The 13,760-nt window shown below is 55.2% G+C and carries 13 protein-coding genes and 1 pseudogene; 7 read left to right on the forward strand and 7 right to left on the reverse strand.

Annotation, left to right across the window (positions count from 1 at the left end):
* Positions 1 to 9: 9 nt before the first annotated feature.
* The 3 genes and pseudogenes from tnpC to tnpA form a co-directional block, all read right to left on the reverse strand.
* A pseudogene (gene tnpC, locus E1742_RS16080) lies at positions 10 to 1,631 on the reverse strand (IS66 family transposase).
* A gap of 34 nt (positions 1,632 to 1,665) precedes the next feature.
* On the reverse strand, positions 1,666 to 2,022 hold the full coding sequence (gene tnpB, locus E1742_RS16085) for an IS66 family insertion sequence element accessory protein TnpB (RefSeq protein ID WP_134385998.1): 357 nt from the start codon (positions 2,020 to 2,022) through the stop codon (positions 1,666 to 1,668).
* Entirely contained in the window at positions 2,022 to 2,357 is a 336-nt protein-coding gene (gene tnpA / locus E1742_RS16090; RefSeq protein WP_134385999.1) for an IS66 family insertion sequence element accessory protein TnpA, read from the reverse strand. The genes tnpB and tnpA overlap by 1 nt, the downstream gene beginning before the upstream one ends.
* A gap of 356 nt (positions 2,358 to 2,713) precedes the next feature.
* On the opposite strand from tnpA, the gene E1742_RS16095 reads away from it, so the two are divergent.
* The 3 genes from E1742_RS16095 to E1742_RS16100 are packed head-to-tail and all read left to right on the forward strand — an operon-like array spanning position 2,714 to position 5,055.
* On the forward strand, positions 2,714 to 4,231 hold the full coding sequence (locus E1742_RS16095) for a methyl-accepting chemotaxis protein (protein WP_134386000.1): 1,518 nt from the start codon (positions 2,714 to 2,716) through the stop codon (positions 4,229 to 4,231).
* A complete protein-coding gene (locus E1742_RS26210; protein WP_166793502.1) occupies positions 4,232 to 4,516 on the forward strand; it encodes a hypothetical protein in 285 nt (94 codons plus the stop codon).
* 2 nt (positions 4,517 to 4,518) lie between these two features.
* Entirely contained in the window at positions 4,519 to 5,055 is a 537-nt protein-coding gene (locus tag E1742_RS16100) for a GAF domain-containing protein (RefSeq protein WP_166793503.1), read from the forward strand.
* A 545-nt stretch (positions 5,056 to 5,600) separates the two neighbouring features.
* Here the strand turns inward: E1742_RS16100 and E1742_RS16105 are convergent.
* The gene (locus tag E1742_RS16105) at positions 5,601 to 6,167 is read right to left on the reverse strand and encodes a helix-turn-helix domain-containing protein (protein WP_166793504.1); all 567 of its coding nucleotides are present in this window, start codon (positions 6,165 to 6,167) and stop codon (positions 5,601 to 5,603) included.
* Between the two features lie 71 nt (positions 6,168 to 6,238).
* On the opposite strand from E1742_RS16105, the gene E1742_RS16110 reads away from it, so the two are divergent.
* The 3 genes from E1742_RS16110 (at position 6,239) to E1742_RS16120 (ending at position 9,017) form a co-directional block, all read left to right on the forward strand.
* On the forward strand, positions 6,239 to 6,793 hold the full coding sequence (locus E1742_RS16110) for a GNAT family N-acetyltransferase (protein WP_134386003.1): 555 nt from the start codon (positions 6,239 to 6,241) through the stop codon (positions 6,791 to 6,793).
* Positions 6,794 to 6,913: 120 nt separating this feature from the next.
* The gene (locus E1742_RS16115) at positions 6,914 to 7,387 is read left to right on the forward strand and encodes a GNAT family N-acetyltransferase (RefSeq protein WP_134386004.1); all 474 of its coding nucleotides are present in this window, start codon (positions 6,914 to 6,916) and stop codon (positions 7,385 to 7,387) included.
* Positions 7,388 to 8,102: 715 nt separating this feature from the next.
* Positions 8,103 to 9,017 carry an alpha/beta fold hydrolase gene (locus tag E1742_RS16120; protein WP_134386005.1) on the forward strand — a complete coding sequence of 305 codons (915 nt, stop codon included), beginning with the start codon at positions 8,103 to 8,105 and terminating at the stop codon, positions 9,015 to 9,017.
* 73 nt (positions 9,018 to 9,090) lie between these two features.
* On the opposite strand, the gene E1742_RS16125 is transcribed toward E1742_RS16120, so the two are convergent.
* Positions 9,091 to 9,633, reverse strand: a complete 543-nt coding sequence (locus tag E1742_RS16125; protein ID WP_229466018.1) for a GyrI-like domain-containing protein — start codon at positions 9,631 to 9,633, stop codon at positions 9,091 to 9,093.
* A gap of 160 nt (positions 9,634 to 9,793) precedes the next feature.
* Between E1742_RS16125 and E1742_RS16130 the strand changes: the two genes are divergently transcribed.
* On the forward strand, positions 9,794 to 10,171 hold the full coding sequence (locus E1742_RS16130; RefSeq protein ID WP_134386006.1) for a nuclear transport factor 2 family protein: 378 nt from the start codon (positions 9,794 to 9,796) through the stop codon (positions 10,169 to 10,171).
* 537 nt (positions 10,172 to 10,708) lie between these two features.
* Here the strand turns inward: E1742_RS16130 and E1742_RS16135 are convergent.
* Both E1742_RS16135 and E1742_RS16140 read right to left on the reverse strand, forming a co-directional pair.
* Positions 10,709 to 12,811 (reverse strand): EAL domain-containing protein, encoded by a 2,103-nt coding sequence (locus E1742_RS16135; RefSeq protein ID WP_134386007.1) that lies wholly within the window; start codon positions 12,809 to 12,811, stop codon positions 10,709 to 10,711.
* A gap of 575 nt (positions 12,812 to 13,386) precedes the next feature.
* On the reverse strand, positions 13,387 to 13,743 hold the full coding sequence (locus E1742_RS16140; RefSeq protein WP_134386008.1) for a response regulator: 357 nt from the start codon (positions 13,741 to 13,743) through the stop codon (positions 13,387 to 13,389).
* Between the last annotated feature and the right edge of the window lie 17 nt (positions 13,744 to 13,760).

Genomic DNA, 13,760 nt, shown 5'->3' on the forward strand with positions numbered 1-13,760 from the left:
TGTAAGCGATCACGCCGAGGCGTAAGTACCTCGCCTACCATGGTCATGCAAGTCCGACCGTAGCAGATTGTTGGCGAACATCTCTTTCCATATCCGCGGCGTAAGCTGATGCACCAATGACGCCGGATGCTGGCCAACACGCTGCAGTACGTCCACGAAGTAATCGTACGGGTTGATGTCGTGCAGCCGGCAGGTCGCCAGCAGACTTTGCACAATGCCAGTGTGCTTCGCGCCCAGCTCGGTCCAGCTGAACAGCCAGTTCTTTTTACCCATCGGGATGACGCGCAGGGCGCGTTCAATGTGGTTCGTGTCGATCGATACTTCCGGATCATCCAGGTAGACCGAGAGGCCAGCCCGGCGCTCACGGATATACGCCAGCGCACCAAGAAAGGGACTACTCGGCAGGAATCCCTGCTTGTCGAACTGCTCGTCGATCCAAGCGAAGAAGCGCTCGAGCACGGGTTTCGATTGTTTTTGGCGGCGGAGGAGCTTGGCTTGCCCCGTCAGCTCATCGTCGCGAATCTGCTGTTGGACCTTGTAGAGACCAGCGATCGCATGCAGTGCCTGGTCGGCCTGCGCCGGTTCGATATCCCTGGCATCAAAGATTTTACGGCGTGCGTGCGCCCAGCACTGCGCGTGTGTGATCCCGGTCTTCTTCGCGTAATGCCCATAGGCGCTGTAGCCGTCGCTCTGCAAGACGGTGCCAAGCGGCCGCTGCAGGCCGAGCGCGGCTTCGACGTGCTTTGCCGCCCGGCTGGGGTAGTAGAGGAAACAGATTTCATCTTGCTCCCCCACGATAGGCCAGAAATACGCCGCCTTCATTTTGCCGGTCCGGCACGCCCCGCCTTGATCGGCGTTTCGTCCATCGCGATCACGCGCGAACGCCGCACCGACTCCAGCTGGGCGTTGAAGATCGGCTCGATCAACGATACCGCGGCCGGCATCAGCTTCGTGATCCAGGCCCGGCTGACGTTGATGCCGGAATCCTGCAGTTTGACGTGCTGGCGGTACAGCGGCTGACGGTAGGCGAACTTGTCGATGATCATGCCGGCGATGAAGCTGACGTCGGCGCGGCAACCGTCCAGTACGCCGACCGGAGCTAGAGGGCACGATAGGGCTCCATCAGCGCGAAGCTTGATGACCGGGCGCACGTACTTGAGGATGACATAGCTGCCGGGACGCTGAGCGAGGCGATAGCTGACCTTTTCGCCGATCACCTCGAAGTCTGCTGGGTCCAATCCTGCCGCCTCGTCATTGACGACGGCGATGACCTCGACCGGCACATTCGACTCGTCAAAGAACAGGGCCGCGTCATCATTGCCATCGATGAGATTGCTGTTCTTCTTCCCAGGTGCGCGCTCATGCGGCGCGATCTTGGTCTTATTGGCCGGCGCCGCAGCGTCATCGGGAACGACGTCGAACGCCTCGCCCAGAGTGCCCTGGACGCCTTCCGGTTCCGGCATCCGACGCTCGCTCTTCTGCCCGAAGATCTGCCGCTGGAACCACGCAACCTGACGGCGCAGGCGGAGAATTTCGCGCTCCTTCGCGTCGAGCAAAGCGCTCATCTGTGGCATGGTCAACCCCACTACTAAACTGGCGGTTTCAGAGGCGGGATGTTGGTCGGAAGGCATAGCAGTATTATAAAGTTTTCGCAGGGTGAACTCGCTAGTTTTGGGTGCCGGTGACAGGCTGCCTGTAGCGCTTACGCACCTGTTTCGGCTCGATTCCCTCGAGCAGCAACTTCAATCCCGTCCAGTCCATTTCGCAGCTTTTAACGTCCGCCCAGTTGCTGACCAGACGGCCTTGCTCGAGACGCTTGGCCCACACGCACAGGCCGCTGCGGTCGAAGTACAGGACGCGGATCTGGGTGGCTCGGCGGTTGATAAACGCGAACAGGTTTCCGGATAGCGGATCCTGGTGCATGACGTGTTTCGCCAGCGCGTAGAGGCCATCGAACGACAGGCGCATATTGACCGGCTGCCCGTACAGAAACACGCGTACCTGGCCTTCAGGGAAGAACATCAGCGCCTGGTGATGGTCAGGACGATGCCGCCGCCGAGATCGATCCTAATGTCGATTCCAGAAGTCGGCGTCGGCACCGATGCAGACGGATGCACTATGGACGTGACACCGGACGTGTTCGCGATGGTGCCGAGGTCAATGAATGCTGCTGGCTGTGTGGGATTGGCCGCGTGCCCGCTGGCGGCGGCCAGCTTTGACCGCCAAATATGGAAGCTGGCCGTCGACACCGATTCATCCCGGCAGAAGGCAGCGATGGTCTTGCCGCTTTGCGCATGCCGGAGCAAGCGGCTACGCCAGGCGGCTTCCTTTGAGGTGTGAGGCTCCAGCTTGTCCATGTCCGGCTCCATGTTGTTGAACTCGGAGGGGATTGTGCTGGCTTGAAAAATCGAAAGATATCACGCCGCTCAGGAACCGGTTACACGGGAACCGCACACTGAATTTCTGACAGGATCCCCGGTTTTCAGGGGACGGCGATCCAGAACTGGTGACCTTATTTTCACAAGTAATGGTTCCGTAGCTTAAACACGACTTATTGCATTGCTGGTGAGCACTATCGCTGTCTAATGCGGTACACTAATCTTCTGCGGCCACTACTTGCCACCCAAATACCGTCGGCGGGCGCCGCTCCCAGTCCCCCAGATCCTCGCGACTATCCCACAGGAACGCCGGCATCTTCTTTGCGAAGGTGCAAATGGAGGATCTGCACGTGACTGACACCAATTCGTACCTGACCGGTAGCTATCGTCAAGCGGACCGCTTGATGCTCGTTATCGTATGGCTGCTGTTTGCCATGAGCCTTGCCCTGTCGACGATGTTCGACACGATGCGCTGGGCTCTAATGGTTGGCTTGCCCACCGCTGTGCTGCCCACTGTGCTGGTCGGCCTTCTGCCGGGCTCACGTGTGACCCGGATGCTAATGGCAGCTTCCCTGATGGTTTTCACGGCCCTGCATATCCACCAGGCGGCCGGTGCACCCGAGACGCACTTCGGCGTATTCGTGCTGCTGGCATTTCTGCTATGCTATCGCGACTATACGGTGATACTAGCAGCTGCCGGGTTGATCGCGGTTCATCACCTGAGCTTTAATTATCTGCAGGAACTGGGCTTTGGCGTGCGCTGCTTGACCCAGCCCAGCATCACTATCGTGTTTGTCCACGCAGGCTACGTGGTCGCCGAGACTGTCGTCCTATGTTACCTGTGCTCGATACTGCGTAGAGAAGCCCTCCGCGCGTTCGAGCTGCAGGCTGCAGTCGACACGATGGCCGATCCTGCCACGGGAAAGATCGATTTGCGCGCGTCGAAAGAAGCCATCCGTAGCGCAACCGGACAAGCCCTGGAGCGTGCAGTTGCCACGATGCATAGGACGATCGCCGGAGTCGCGCAGGGCGTCGTCACTGTCGAGACCGCAGCGTCCGACATTGCCGCTGGCAACGATGACCTGTCGACGCGCTCGGCGGAACAGGCGCAGGTGCTGTACGGGACCGTCGAAGCAATGAACGAGCTGGCGGTCACGGTCAAGCGCAACGGCGACCACGCCCGCCGTGCGAACGACCTGGCCATCTCGGCGTCGGACGTCGCCGTGTGCGGCGGCGAAGTGGTCGCGCAAGTCGTGCAGACGATGGGCGCCATCAATGAGTCGTCCAGGAAGGTCGCCGACATCATCGGCGTGATCGACAGCATCGCCTTCCAGACCAACATCCTTGCTTTGAACGCAGCGGTGGAAGCAGCGCGTGCCGGCGAGCAGGGCAGGGGGTTCGCCGTGGTCGCCTCAGAAGTGCGCAACCTCGCGCAGCGTTCAGCATCGGCTGCGCAGGAGATCAAGCAGTTGATCGGCGACTCGGTTGCGCGAGTCAGTGCCGGCACCGTGCAGGTCGGCAGGGCTGGCGAGACGATGGGGCAGATCGTCGACAGGGTCAATCAGGTTACTGCCATCATCGCAGAGATCAGTAGCTCAAGCACGGGTCAGGAAGACCACATCGCCAACACCTTGGTCGCGCTGACCGACATGGCCGATGTGACCGAGCAGAATGCGGCCCTGGTGTATCAGGTAGGAACGGCCGCGTCGACACTACTCGCCCAGGCGGAGGAATTGAGTCTGACAATCGGAACGTTCACATTAAGTGACCTCAATGCCCCAACGAATGTCATGGCGGCCAAAATGGTCACCGTGGCTGGCAGAGCTACAGCACCACCGGGAAGGCTTCAGTAAATGAAAACACCAGCTGTTGTAAAGCGCTATAACCTCGCGCTGCCGAGCGAACAGGATTTACTCCTTTCCCTCGATCGCCTGATGAAACACGACCAATCCCGGCAGCTATGGTCGGCAGCCTGTCGTGCCTCAGGCGTCTCGCCGCCCTTGACGATGGACCAGTTCGAACGCGCCCTGATGCAGCTCAAGGATGGAAAGGGAATGGCATCGATCGCTGCCGTGTCGATGCTCGTGCGTCTGAAGTCATACCGCACACTCTCTGCAATGAACGACAAACAAGGATAATCATGATTGATCCCCACGCACCGAGCCCTGAACTGGATCCGGTTCTCGATATTGCCCGGCTCCAGGAAATTGCCGACCTCGACCTCTTCGCTCCGGAAGTGAGCAGTATCCTGTCTGAGCTAACCTTTGAGGCTTGTACAAAGCTCGGTCTGCCGTTTGGCCTGGTGAATGTGGTTCTGGACGAGGCGCAGTACGTCGTAGCGCACCACGGTATCGTCGGGTGGATTGCCGAAGCCCAGGGCACACCGCTGGAATGGGCATTCTGCCGTTTCGCGGTGCGGGACCGTAGTGAATTCGTCGTGGAGAATGCCCAAACCGATGAACGGGTCAAGGACAATCCGCTGGTGACCGAAGATGGGTTGCGCTGTTACGCAGGCATTCCTCTCATTACGTCACGTGGCCATGCGATAGGATCGTTCTGTGTTGCCGGAAGCGAGCCGCGCAGCTTCGACGGATTAGAGATGCAGATCCTGCGTACGTTAACCGCGGAAGCGATCCGCCGCATCGAACGCAGACGAGTGACCAGTGCTGCTACGTAGTTCTGTAGGGGTTAAGTGGACTTCCACCAGTTCGGCAGACAAATCCCAACCTCACATTGGACTTCCACCAGCGGCTCGCGAGTGTCTAGAAAATTAGTGGCGATTCAACCGACTGGCATCCGAGTGACCGAGCTGGCGGGGTTAAGATGAAGCAATGGATTGAGAGCTACGACCTCTCTGAAGTTGATCCGCACAGCATTCCAACAGAAAGCCTGTTGGCCATAAAATCGGCCCGGATTGTGACTACGAGCACTGCGCCTCGAGCTATGAACTCCTGTCTGGTCGGCTAGATACTGTGGCCGCGTGCTGGTTCAAATTCGGCAATAAGATAAGAATATCCGCCTTCTGGCGTGATGTATAGGTGTCGACGCCAGCGTGCACCAGGCATTTCAGCGAGTCGCTTCCAACGCTCAAGCGACTTATGCCAACCCGGCTTCGAAATTCATTTTTTCCAAGTGCCATCAAACGGTTAGCACCATATCCGTGTCCATCTACACTGGTACATCAGCAGAAACAACGTCCGATGAATCGCCGCTACACAGGAGCTATGCTTGCCTTTTAATGACTAAATATCGTGCAACCGAGTGTCCAGAGTTCGAAAATACATGAATTCGATCAGCGGTAAAGCGTGCAAGGTCGCCAGGGTGCAGAATCAGCTGCAATTGTCCGGCTTGAAGATTTAGTGTTCCTTCAAGCATCAGCACCTGCTCTTCATGTACATCGCTTGCGCACCCTCCAAAATCGACCACGGCCCCAACGGGAAGCTCGATTGCAACAATCTCTACCTCGGCGTTGCCGCCGGAAATCAGCCGACGCAGATATTGAGTCTGAGGATCGGCCCAAACGTCCTGTTCATTCACACGACGGACTGATGGTGATGGCGTTGACTTTTCAGTCATCAGCGAAGTCAGCGTGAGATTCATCGCGCCCGTGAGACGTGCAAGTAGCGCGGCCGTAGGACTGCATTGATTGCGTTCGATTTTCGAGATCATCGCCCGACTGACCGCTGATTGGGCGGCTAAGTAATCCAGGGTCCATCCTCGGGCCATCCGTTCTTCCCGTAAGCGCTTAGCGATAACGCTATCCAAGTTGCTTGACATTTTTTTCATCATAGTGGATTCTACCATAGTAGAAATTCTTCAGTAAGCTACCTTTGACCTGATGACCACGGACGCCTTTGACCATGCACGTCTTCCTTGAATCACCACGACAACCCGATATTGTAATCCCCATTAAACTGCTTGATGAGTATCAGGAGCCTCTTTATCTCTTGGAAAGCCACCGTGGCATCGACATGGACGCGTTATGTCAGCCAAACGTCCTTTTTGCCGTAGCTCGCGATCAGGTGGGGACGGCGCTGGCGTGCGGTGCACTCGTGCTGAACGATGACTACGGCGAACTAAAAAGAATATTTACCCTAGCTAACCATCGTGGACGAGGCCTTGCAAGGAGCGTGCTGACGCTGCTTGAAGAAGAAGGCCAGCGTCGCAGATGTTCTAGAATCATGCTGGAAACTGGATATCTCCATGCGGATGCGATCGCCTTCTATGAACGCTGCGGATACCAAAAGCGAGGACCCTTCGGCGATTACCGTAGCGATCCCGACAGCATCTTTATGCAGAAACTATGGAACCGACCCGGTGAAGAAAGCAATGCTCACCTCATCCTCTGCAACGGGTCGGATCCGGTCCGCCGTGACAATCTACAATCTTTCGACCGCGGCAGCCTGTTTTGCTGAGCTCAACGGCCGACTTCGGCCACGAGAGGCCATAGCCAGAAGGATGGTCGGCAAAATGTGCCAAATGTCTGGAGTCGCCACACCGACCAACTGTTGCAGAAAAACACACAGAAAGCGCGCATGCAAATCGAATTTGAAAGACCGAATCAACCTGCTGTACACGAGCTGATAGCAGAGCTTGATGCTCACCTGTACTCGTTATACCCGGCCGAGAGTGTGTACGCGCTGGACATAGCTTCCCTCTGCTATCCCAACGTCTTATTTGCTGTTGCCCGTGACCCGGCCGGATATCCCGTTGGCTGTGCGGCTATCGTAGTCACGCAAGAATATGGGGAAGTCAAGCGTATGTACGTTCGTCCTCAGGCACGTGGCCAAGGCGTAGCGCGTCGATTAATGGAAATGCTTGAAGCAAAGGCGATACTGAAGGGTTGCCGGGTTTTTATGCTTGAGACAGGTCCTACGCTACCTGAAGCACTGAACCTTTACGAACGCATGGGGTATCAACGTTGCGGTCCTTTTGGAGACTACCCAGATGACCCGTTCTCAGTCTTCATGCAGAAGGAAGTCAGGCAAGGTACCAGCACTGCACGTTAGACAATGGAGATGCTAGGTTTGTATATAGCCTCCTCCTCGTTTGCAAACAATCCGTCTTCAGGCCGTGAGGTACAACTGCTCACGTATATCCGGGCTCGTGCTACCACACCTGCTCGAGGTGCTGGACCCGGACGGGCTGTTCAAGCGCTGACTCCCTATTGCTTTGACGGGCTCGAAGGCCAATGGGAGGGGATTTGTGCATGGATCGGAATGGGGTAGAGCGCAGGGCTACGCACGCGTTCGTTGTAGAAAAAGTAACTGCGTTCTGAGCAAAGCACCGTGACGCATACAGAGCCTCGCACTAAAAAAGTTTACGGGAGGAATCGGGTGACTTGCGAAAAGCGGGCAAAAGCGGGCCACTGGCTCGGTGAATAACTGTAGATGCGCGTTGGAGGGGCGTTAACTCCGCTTACCCAGCATTTTCCCTAGTCGCTCCGCGCCTGCTAACTTGAACGATAGGCGTCGCAATATTGACTGCAGAAATATCATTCCCATCTCAAACCGAATCCTTCCCCGACTACACGGAACACGTCTCTGTTCTTCTCACACTGGCGATTGTCGACTTCGTCGCTGTTGCCCCCGGTCGGAACTTCATGCTTGTTTCGCAAGTAGCCACGGCCAGTCGTGACAGTTTGGGGGCCGTTTAGCGGTTAGCTGCTATTCTCACGGTGCGGCCCAGTACGGCCCCTGCCGTCGTCGAGTTATTAAGGTTCAGATGATTGCTGCTAAATTAGATAGCTTGCTAACGCGATTGTCCGCATTGGGCAAATTCCCACTGATGGGCGAGGTTCCAACGATGAGGCATATTGCAAGCGGGACAGGTTCGCTGCGTGTGCTGGACACAGGTCCAGGCAAGCCGTGCGTTTTGGTTGTTCCCGACGGCCCGAATGTCATCGAGCATTACGAATATTTGCGATCCCTGTTGGTCCAAGATTATCGCTTGGTCTGCTTCGACATGCCGGGGTTCGGTTTCTCTCTGCCATCCGCATCCTATTGCCACTCCTTGGATGAAGGGGCAACAGCGGTACTGGATGTGCTTGATGCTCTGAATATCGATCAGGCGACGTTGGCGTTCAGCTGTGCCAACGGTTTTTATGCAATGCGAGCAGCTCAAATCGCACCGCACCGTGTTACCAGCCTGTTCCTGGCCCAGACCCCATCCCTGTCGGCGATGCATGCGTGGACTATTCGGAACGTTCCCTGGCCGCTGAGGATGCCCATCATAGGGCAGGTGGCAGGTTGGGCCTTTCGACGCAGGGCAGCGAACGCATGGTATGACACAGCCCTGCCCCGGGATTCTGACCGTGTCTTTTATCGGCACCACGCACGTCATGCGCTCGCTCGAGGTGCTTGCTTTTGCCTGGCGGGAGTAGTTCAAGGATTGATGCGTGAGGCAATCATGGCAGTCAGAATTAATTGCACACCCTGTACCATGGTGTGGGGCAGCATGGACCGCTCCCATCGGGCTACCGATGCGAGATCGTTACTCGCCTGCGTGCCGCACGCAGACATCATTTATTTCAAAGACTGCGGACATTTCCCCGATCTGGAACGACCAGAGCGATATGCCTATTTCCTGCGCGAACATATGGCTCGACACTCGACCAACTTAGCTGAACGGGGCGGCTAGACTGCGTTAGTGCGGCCGTCCGCTTCGAGTCGGAACTGGTCTTCTTTTCTACTCATCACGCGCGTTGGAGCGCTCATCCTTGCAGTGGAATCAGGATGTCATAGGCATTCTGTTCGCTGTCGGCAGCGTCAACAGTTGGCGTGAAGCGATTGTCATAGCGTTCTAGACGCCAGGCGGAGTGATCGATTATGAGGCTTGCGTCTGCGATAGCATCGAACGCACGCAAGTACGTGTCTTGTACCCCGCTCATAGGACCGGTATGCGTTGTTAACGCATACCGGCACGGCGGAATACGCAAGCCAACGAAGCCCTTGGGAAGCGCATTGAGGTCAGCGAGCTGCACTGCGATATTTTCGAGCATGATTCCGTCATGTTCGGCCATGCTGGCTCCATACCGCACTCCGGTACCTGTACCTACCTCTTCTTCCCGGGAGAGCAACCTTTGCCACACTTTTGGCATCTCGGTACCAAGAACCGAAAATGGCCCGGCAAATTGCAGAGCTGCAAGCTTCAGCTCGGGTAGCATAATGATAGAAATAGTCATAAGCAGGGCGATACCGTTAGGGGTGTTGAATATCTTATCAGCGATGATGGGCGGAGACGAGCTGCTTCGCATTCCAGTTGTCTGCGGCGTCCGCTTTGGGGCGGAAGCTGCCTAGCGTGACAGTCTGTGACTTTTCCGGTTCGGCAACCTGCTATGCTGCAGCGAACGGCCGAGTTCGGCCAAATGCGGACGGCGGAGCATCAGCCCAATTTTCACTTACCTCAGATAAAAAATGCAAAACACCTCGCCGCTCTTCGTTGTTCAAACACAGCTCGACGCCTTCAACGCCAAGGATGTCAATGCGCTGATGCGCACTTATGCGCCGGACGCTGAACAGTTTGCATTGCATGGCGAACGCCTGGCAAAAGGACATGATGAACTTCGGCCGCGCTATATGGCGCGCTTCGAGGAGCCCGATCTGTTCGCCCGACTGCTGTCGCGCACGGTCGCTGGCAATATCGTGATCGACCTTGAACTCATCACTCGCAACTTCTCGGAAGGCCTGGGTACGCTTGAAATGCTGTGCATTTACGAGGTAGTCGACGGGCGCATCCGACGCGCTTCGTTCGCGTCTGGGGCAAAGACCCTCTTCGGGCCGACGCCCGCTTGAATCAGCGGATTTCTGAAGCCGTGCGGCTACGAACCCTAACGAGGCCATTGTGGTCGTCCTGCGCAATTATGAAGACCTGCTCGGTCACGTAAAGCGAGGGCAGCGGGAAGGTCTGCTTTGGGGCGGAAGGGGCCGTTGCTCCGACCTTTATTGATAGCACCGCAGGGCCCTAGCGGATCGGGCACGCTCGACCAACTTTCGGAGCTTCGTAAAGTGCTTTCGAATCAACAACTTACAGCTTCCGTTTCCGACCAACCTTATTCGGTGTAGTCAAGCCAGCTCGAACCAAAATGCACCGCCGAACTCTGGGAACACATACCGGCTACCGGCTTGCCGAGTTGCAATTCTCGGTTGCGGTTAGCGTTAGCCGATGACGGTCGGATGCGACCCGGCACCGTTGATTGCAGAATCTTTCCAGATACGATCTGCACCAACCCACTTTCATTTGCAGTAAATTCAAGGTGAAACGGCCCCGAATGCGCGTACGATTAGCTGGAAATGCGAGCTCCATATTTACCTTTGCGATTAAATTGGGGATTACAGCCGTGCGCGCAGGGGGCAAACATGTCCAACGGCGTAGCCTTGAGCATAGTCCACGCCGATTTCGCGCACGATACTCAAAGCGTCTTCATCGCCCACATATTCAGCTACAGTACGTAAGCCCATGACATGACCAACCTCATTGATAGCCTTGACCATTGCTCGATTAACTTTGTTGGTTGCGATATCGCGGACGAAAATGCCATCGATTTTTAAATAGTCTACTGGTAGCGCCTTTAAATAAGCGAAGGACGAAAGTCCGCTTCCAAAATCATCGAGCGAGAATTTACAGCCGATGGCTTTCAGCTTAGTCATGAACAACTGGGCATTCGATAGATTCGCGATCACTGCTGTTTCAGTTATTTCGAAACAAATGAATTCCGGTGAAACGGAGTAATGAGCCAATTGTTCAACAATATAGTTATGAAGGCTGGGATCATTAAGTGAAATACCAGACAAGTTGATAGAATAGACAGTTGCGGGGCGCGGTGTGCGAGCTTCTCCTTGCTCGTCTGTTGGTTCATTATCGTTCTCAAGCTGGACATGCCGGAAGACGGCACGAATGACCCACCGGTCGATCGACTGCATCATATCGTAGCGCTCAGCGGCCGGGATAAACGCTCCGGGCAAAATAATGTCGCCTTGCTTGCTATGAATACGAATAAGTACTTCCTCGTGCGATGCAGTGGGCTCTCGGAGGTGCACGATCGGCATTGAATATAGTCGGAACAAATGGCATTCAAACGCCTCATTTAATCGCGCGACCCACAGCATCTCACCATGACGCTGCGATAGATCAAGATTCGATTCGTGATACACGCAGACCTTATTGCGGCCTTGCTCCTTCGCTAAATAGCAGGCCTGATCGGCGGAAATCAGCAGATCAGTCATAGACTTGCTGTCTTCACTGATCTCTACCAATCCGATACTTACGCCTAGCTCGAAGCTACGCGTCTCCCATACGAAGCGAAAATCCTTTACCAATTTACGTAGCTGCTCAGCAATTGCGACGGCACGCTCAAGCGGACAGTGCAGCAAGAGTACGCCGAGCTCATCACCGCCAAGGCGTGCCAATATGTCGCTCTCACGCATTTCTTCTTGCAGGGCCTTCGCGAGCATTTGTAGAAGAGCGTCGCCAGCAATATGGCCCGCGGTATCATTGACTACTTTAAATTGGTCTAGGTCTAAGTAAAGAAGGACATGAAGGTGGCGCTCCTGTTTGGCCTCGAACAACGCTTTTGAGAGTTGGGCCTCAAACTCACGGCGATTAATTAAACCGGTCAAATTGTCGTGTTTAGCCTGCCACGACAGTTCTTGATTTAACTGTCGTTCGTGGCTAACGTCATGAAAGACGATTACCGCTCCCAGAATTTCCCCGTCACGTGACCAAATAGGTGCAGCCGAGTCTTCTATCGCAATTTTACGGCCATAATGCGTGATGAGTCGAGTTCGAGTTGAGAGGCCCACTGCCTGTCGCAGGCGTAAACATTTCACAGCGACATTTTCTACTTGATCCCCAGATATTTCATCTACAAGCTCTAACGTGTCCCTAATGTCCTTTCCAGTGGCTTCGCTGCTTGTCCAGCCAGTTAATTGCTCAGCAACTCGGTTCATGTAAGTCGTTCGACCAAGAGCGTCAATTCTGATGACGGCATCACCGATCGAGGCAAGCGTTAGCTCAGCCAACTCTTTCTGTTCTTCTGACCGGATTTCATGAAGCTTTTGTTCCGTGACATCCCAAATAATCCCAAGAGTGCGGTCAGGTGTTCCGTCGGGCAGGCAGAATATTTGCGCCTTTGCTGAGAGCCAACGTATAATGCCATCGGCCCGCACCACGCGGTACTCAAGGGAATAGGCGCCGCGTCTTTCAACTCCATCCTGCAACACCGATACAACGTGTTCTCGATCCTCCTCATGAACAAAAGTTAGAAACTCCCTGAAGGTGTGTGTCAAAGGTGAGGGATCCAGCCCTAATAGACTTGCCCCATCTTCTGACCATGTGACCGAGCCGTCAATGACGAGGTGATTAACAATTTTCGAGTCCCAGATAGCCATCTTGGCAGCATCCAGAGCCATTCTCAAACGTTCTCGGTCGCTCATTTTCTATCCCGTAATATCGAAGTGCTTGACCTAGAGAGGCAAAAATGCGGCGTCACAATGAGTAGCCCATGAACGTGCTAATTCTCAGTAGGAAACGCCCCTTTAATATTGCAACATTCTCACAAGTATAAAATGACAATTTATAGATGTGTGGGATCCCGTGGCGCTATTTTGTTATAGCCCAAAATATTGGTGGCAGCAAGGCAGCACATGTTGTACCCCAAGATGTGGAACAATAATTTCGTTCTCAATCTCAAATATGAATGATTTTCGTCTACATACGGGTTTCGTCCAAGTCCGACTAAAATAGCACCAATGCATCGCAACGCGCTGGCTCCAGTAGACGCCTACTATCCTGCCCTCAATCGTTTCACTGTACAGCTGTCGATTCGTCAATTAACGACTACACAACGAAGAACGCGACTGACCAAAGGTTTCGGTCCGCTTGCATCCTGAAGTACACTGCTCTGGGCGAACTTCCGCTTTCGGCCAGGAGCGGACATTACAACTGGTTAACTCATCTCTGGCTTCGGCGTCAACTTAACGCAAAGGCGTGTGAGTAATAGGGCTAATCCTCATGCAGCAAGAACTTGGCGGACCCGTTGAGCCAATTGCTTCTGATCGTACGGCTTGCTGAGCAGCTGGACGCCCTCCTGAAGGCGGCCGTCTGTCGTCAGTGCGTCACGCGTGTAGCCCGAGGTGAAGAGGATAGCCAGGTTCGGCTGCACAAGCTTGGCCTGAACCGCCAGTTCGGGACCTGTGACGCTACCGGGCATTACCACATCAGTGAATAGCAGGTCGATTCGAGGGCCGTCCTTCAGGATTTGGAGTCCGCTTTCTCCATCGGCCGCATGCAGAACCCGGTAGCCCAGCTCCGACAAATTGGCAACTACGGACAGACGCACCTCTTCGTCATCTTCGACGACAAGGATAGTTTCGGTGCCCCCCG

Origin of the sequence: Pseudoduganella plicata (assembly GCF_004421005.1) — a bacterium.
GTDB classification, from domain to species: Bacteria; Pseudomonadota; Gammaproteobacteria; order Burkholderiales; family Burkholderiaceae_D; genus Rugamonas; species Rugamonas plicata.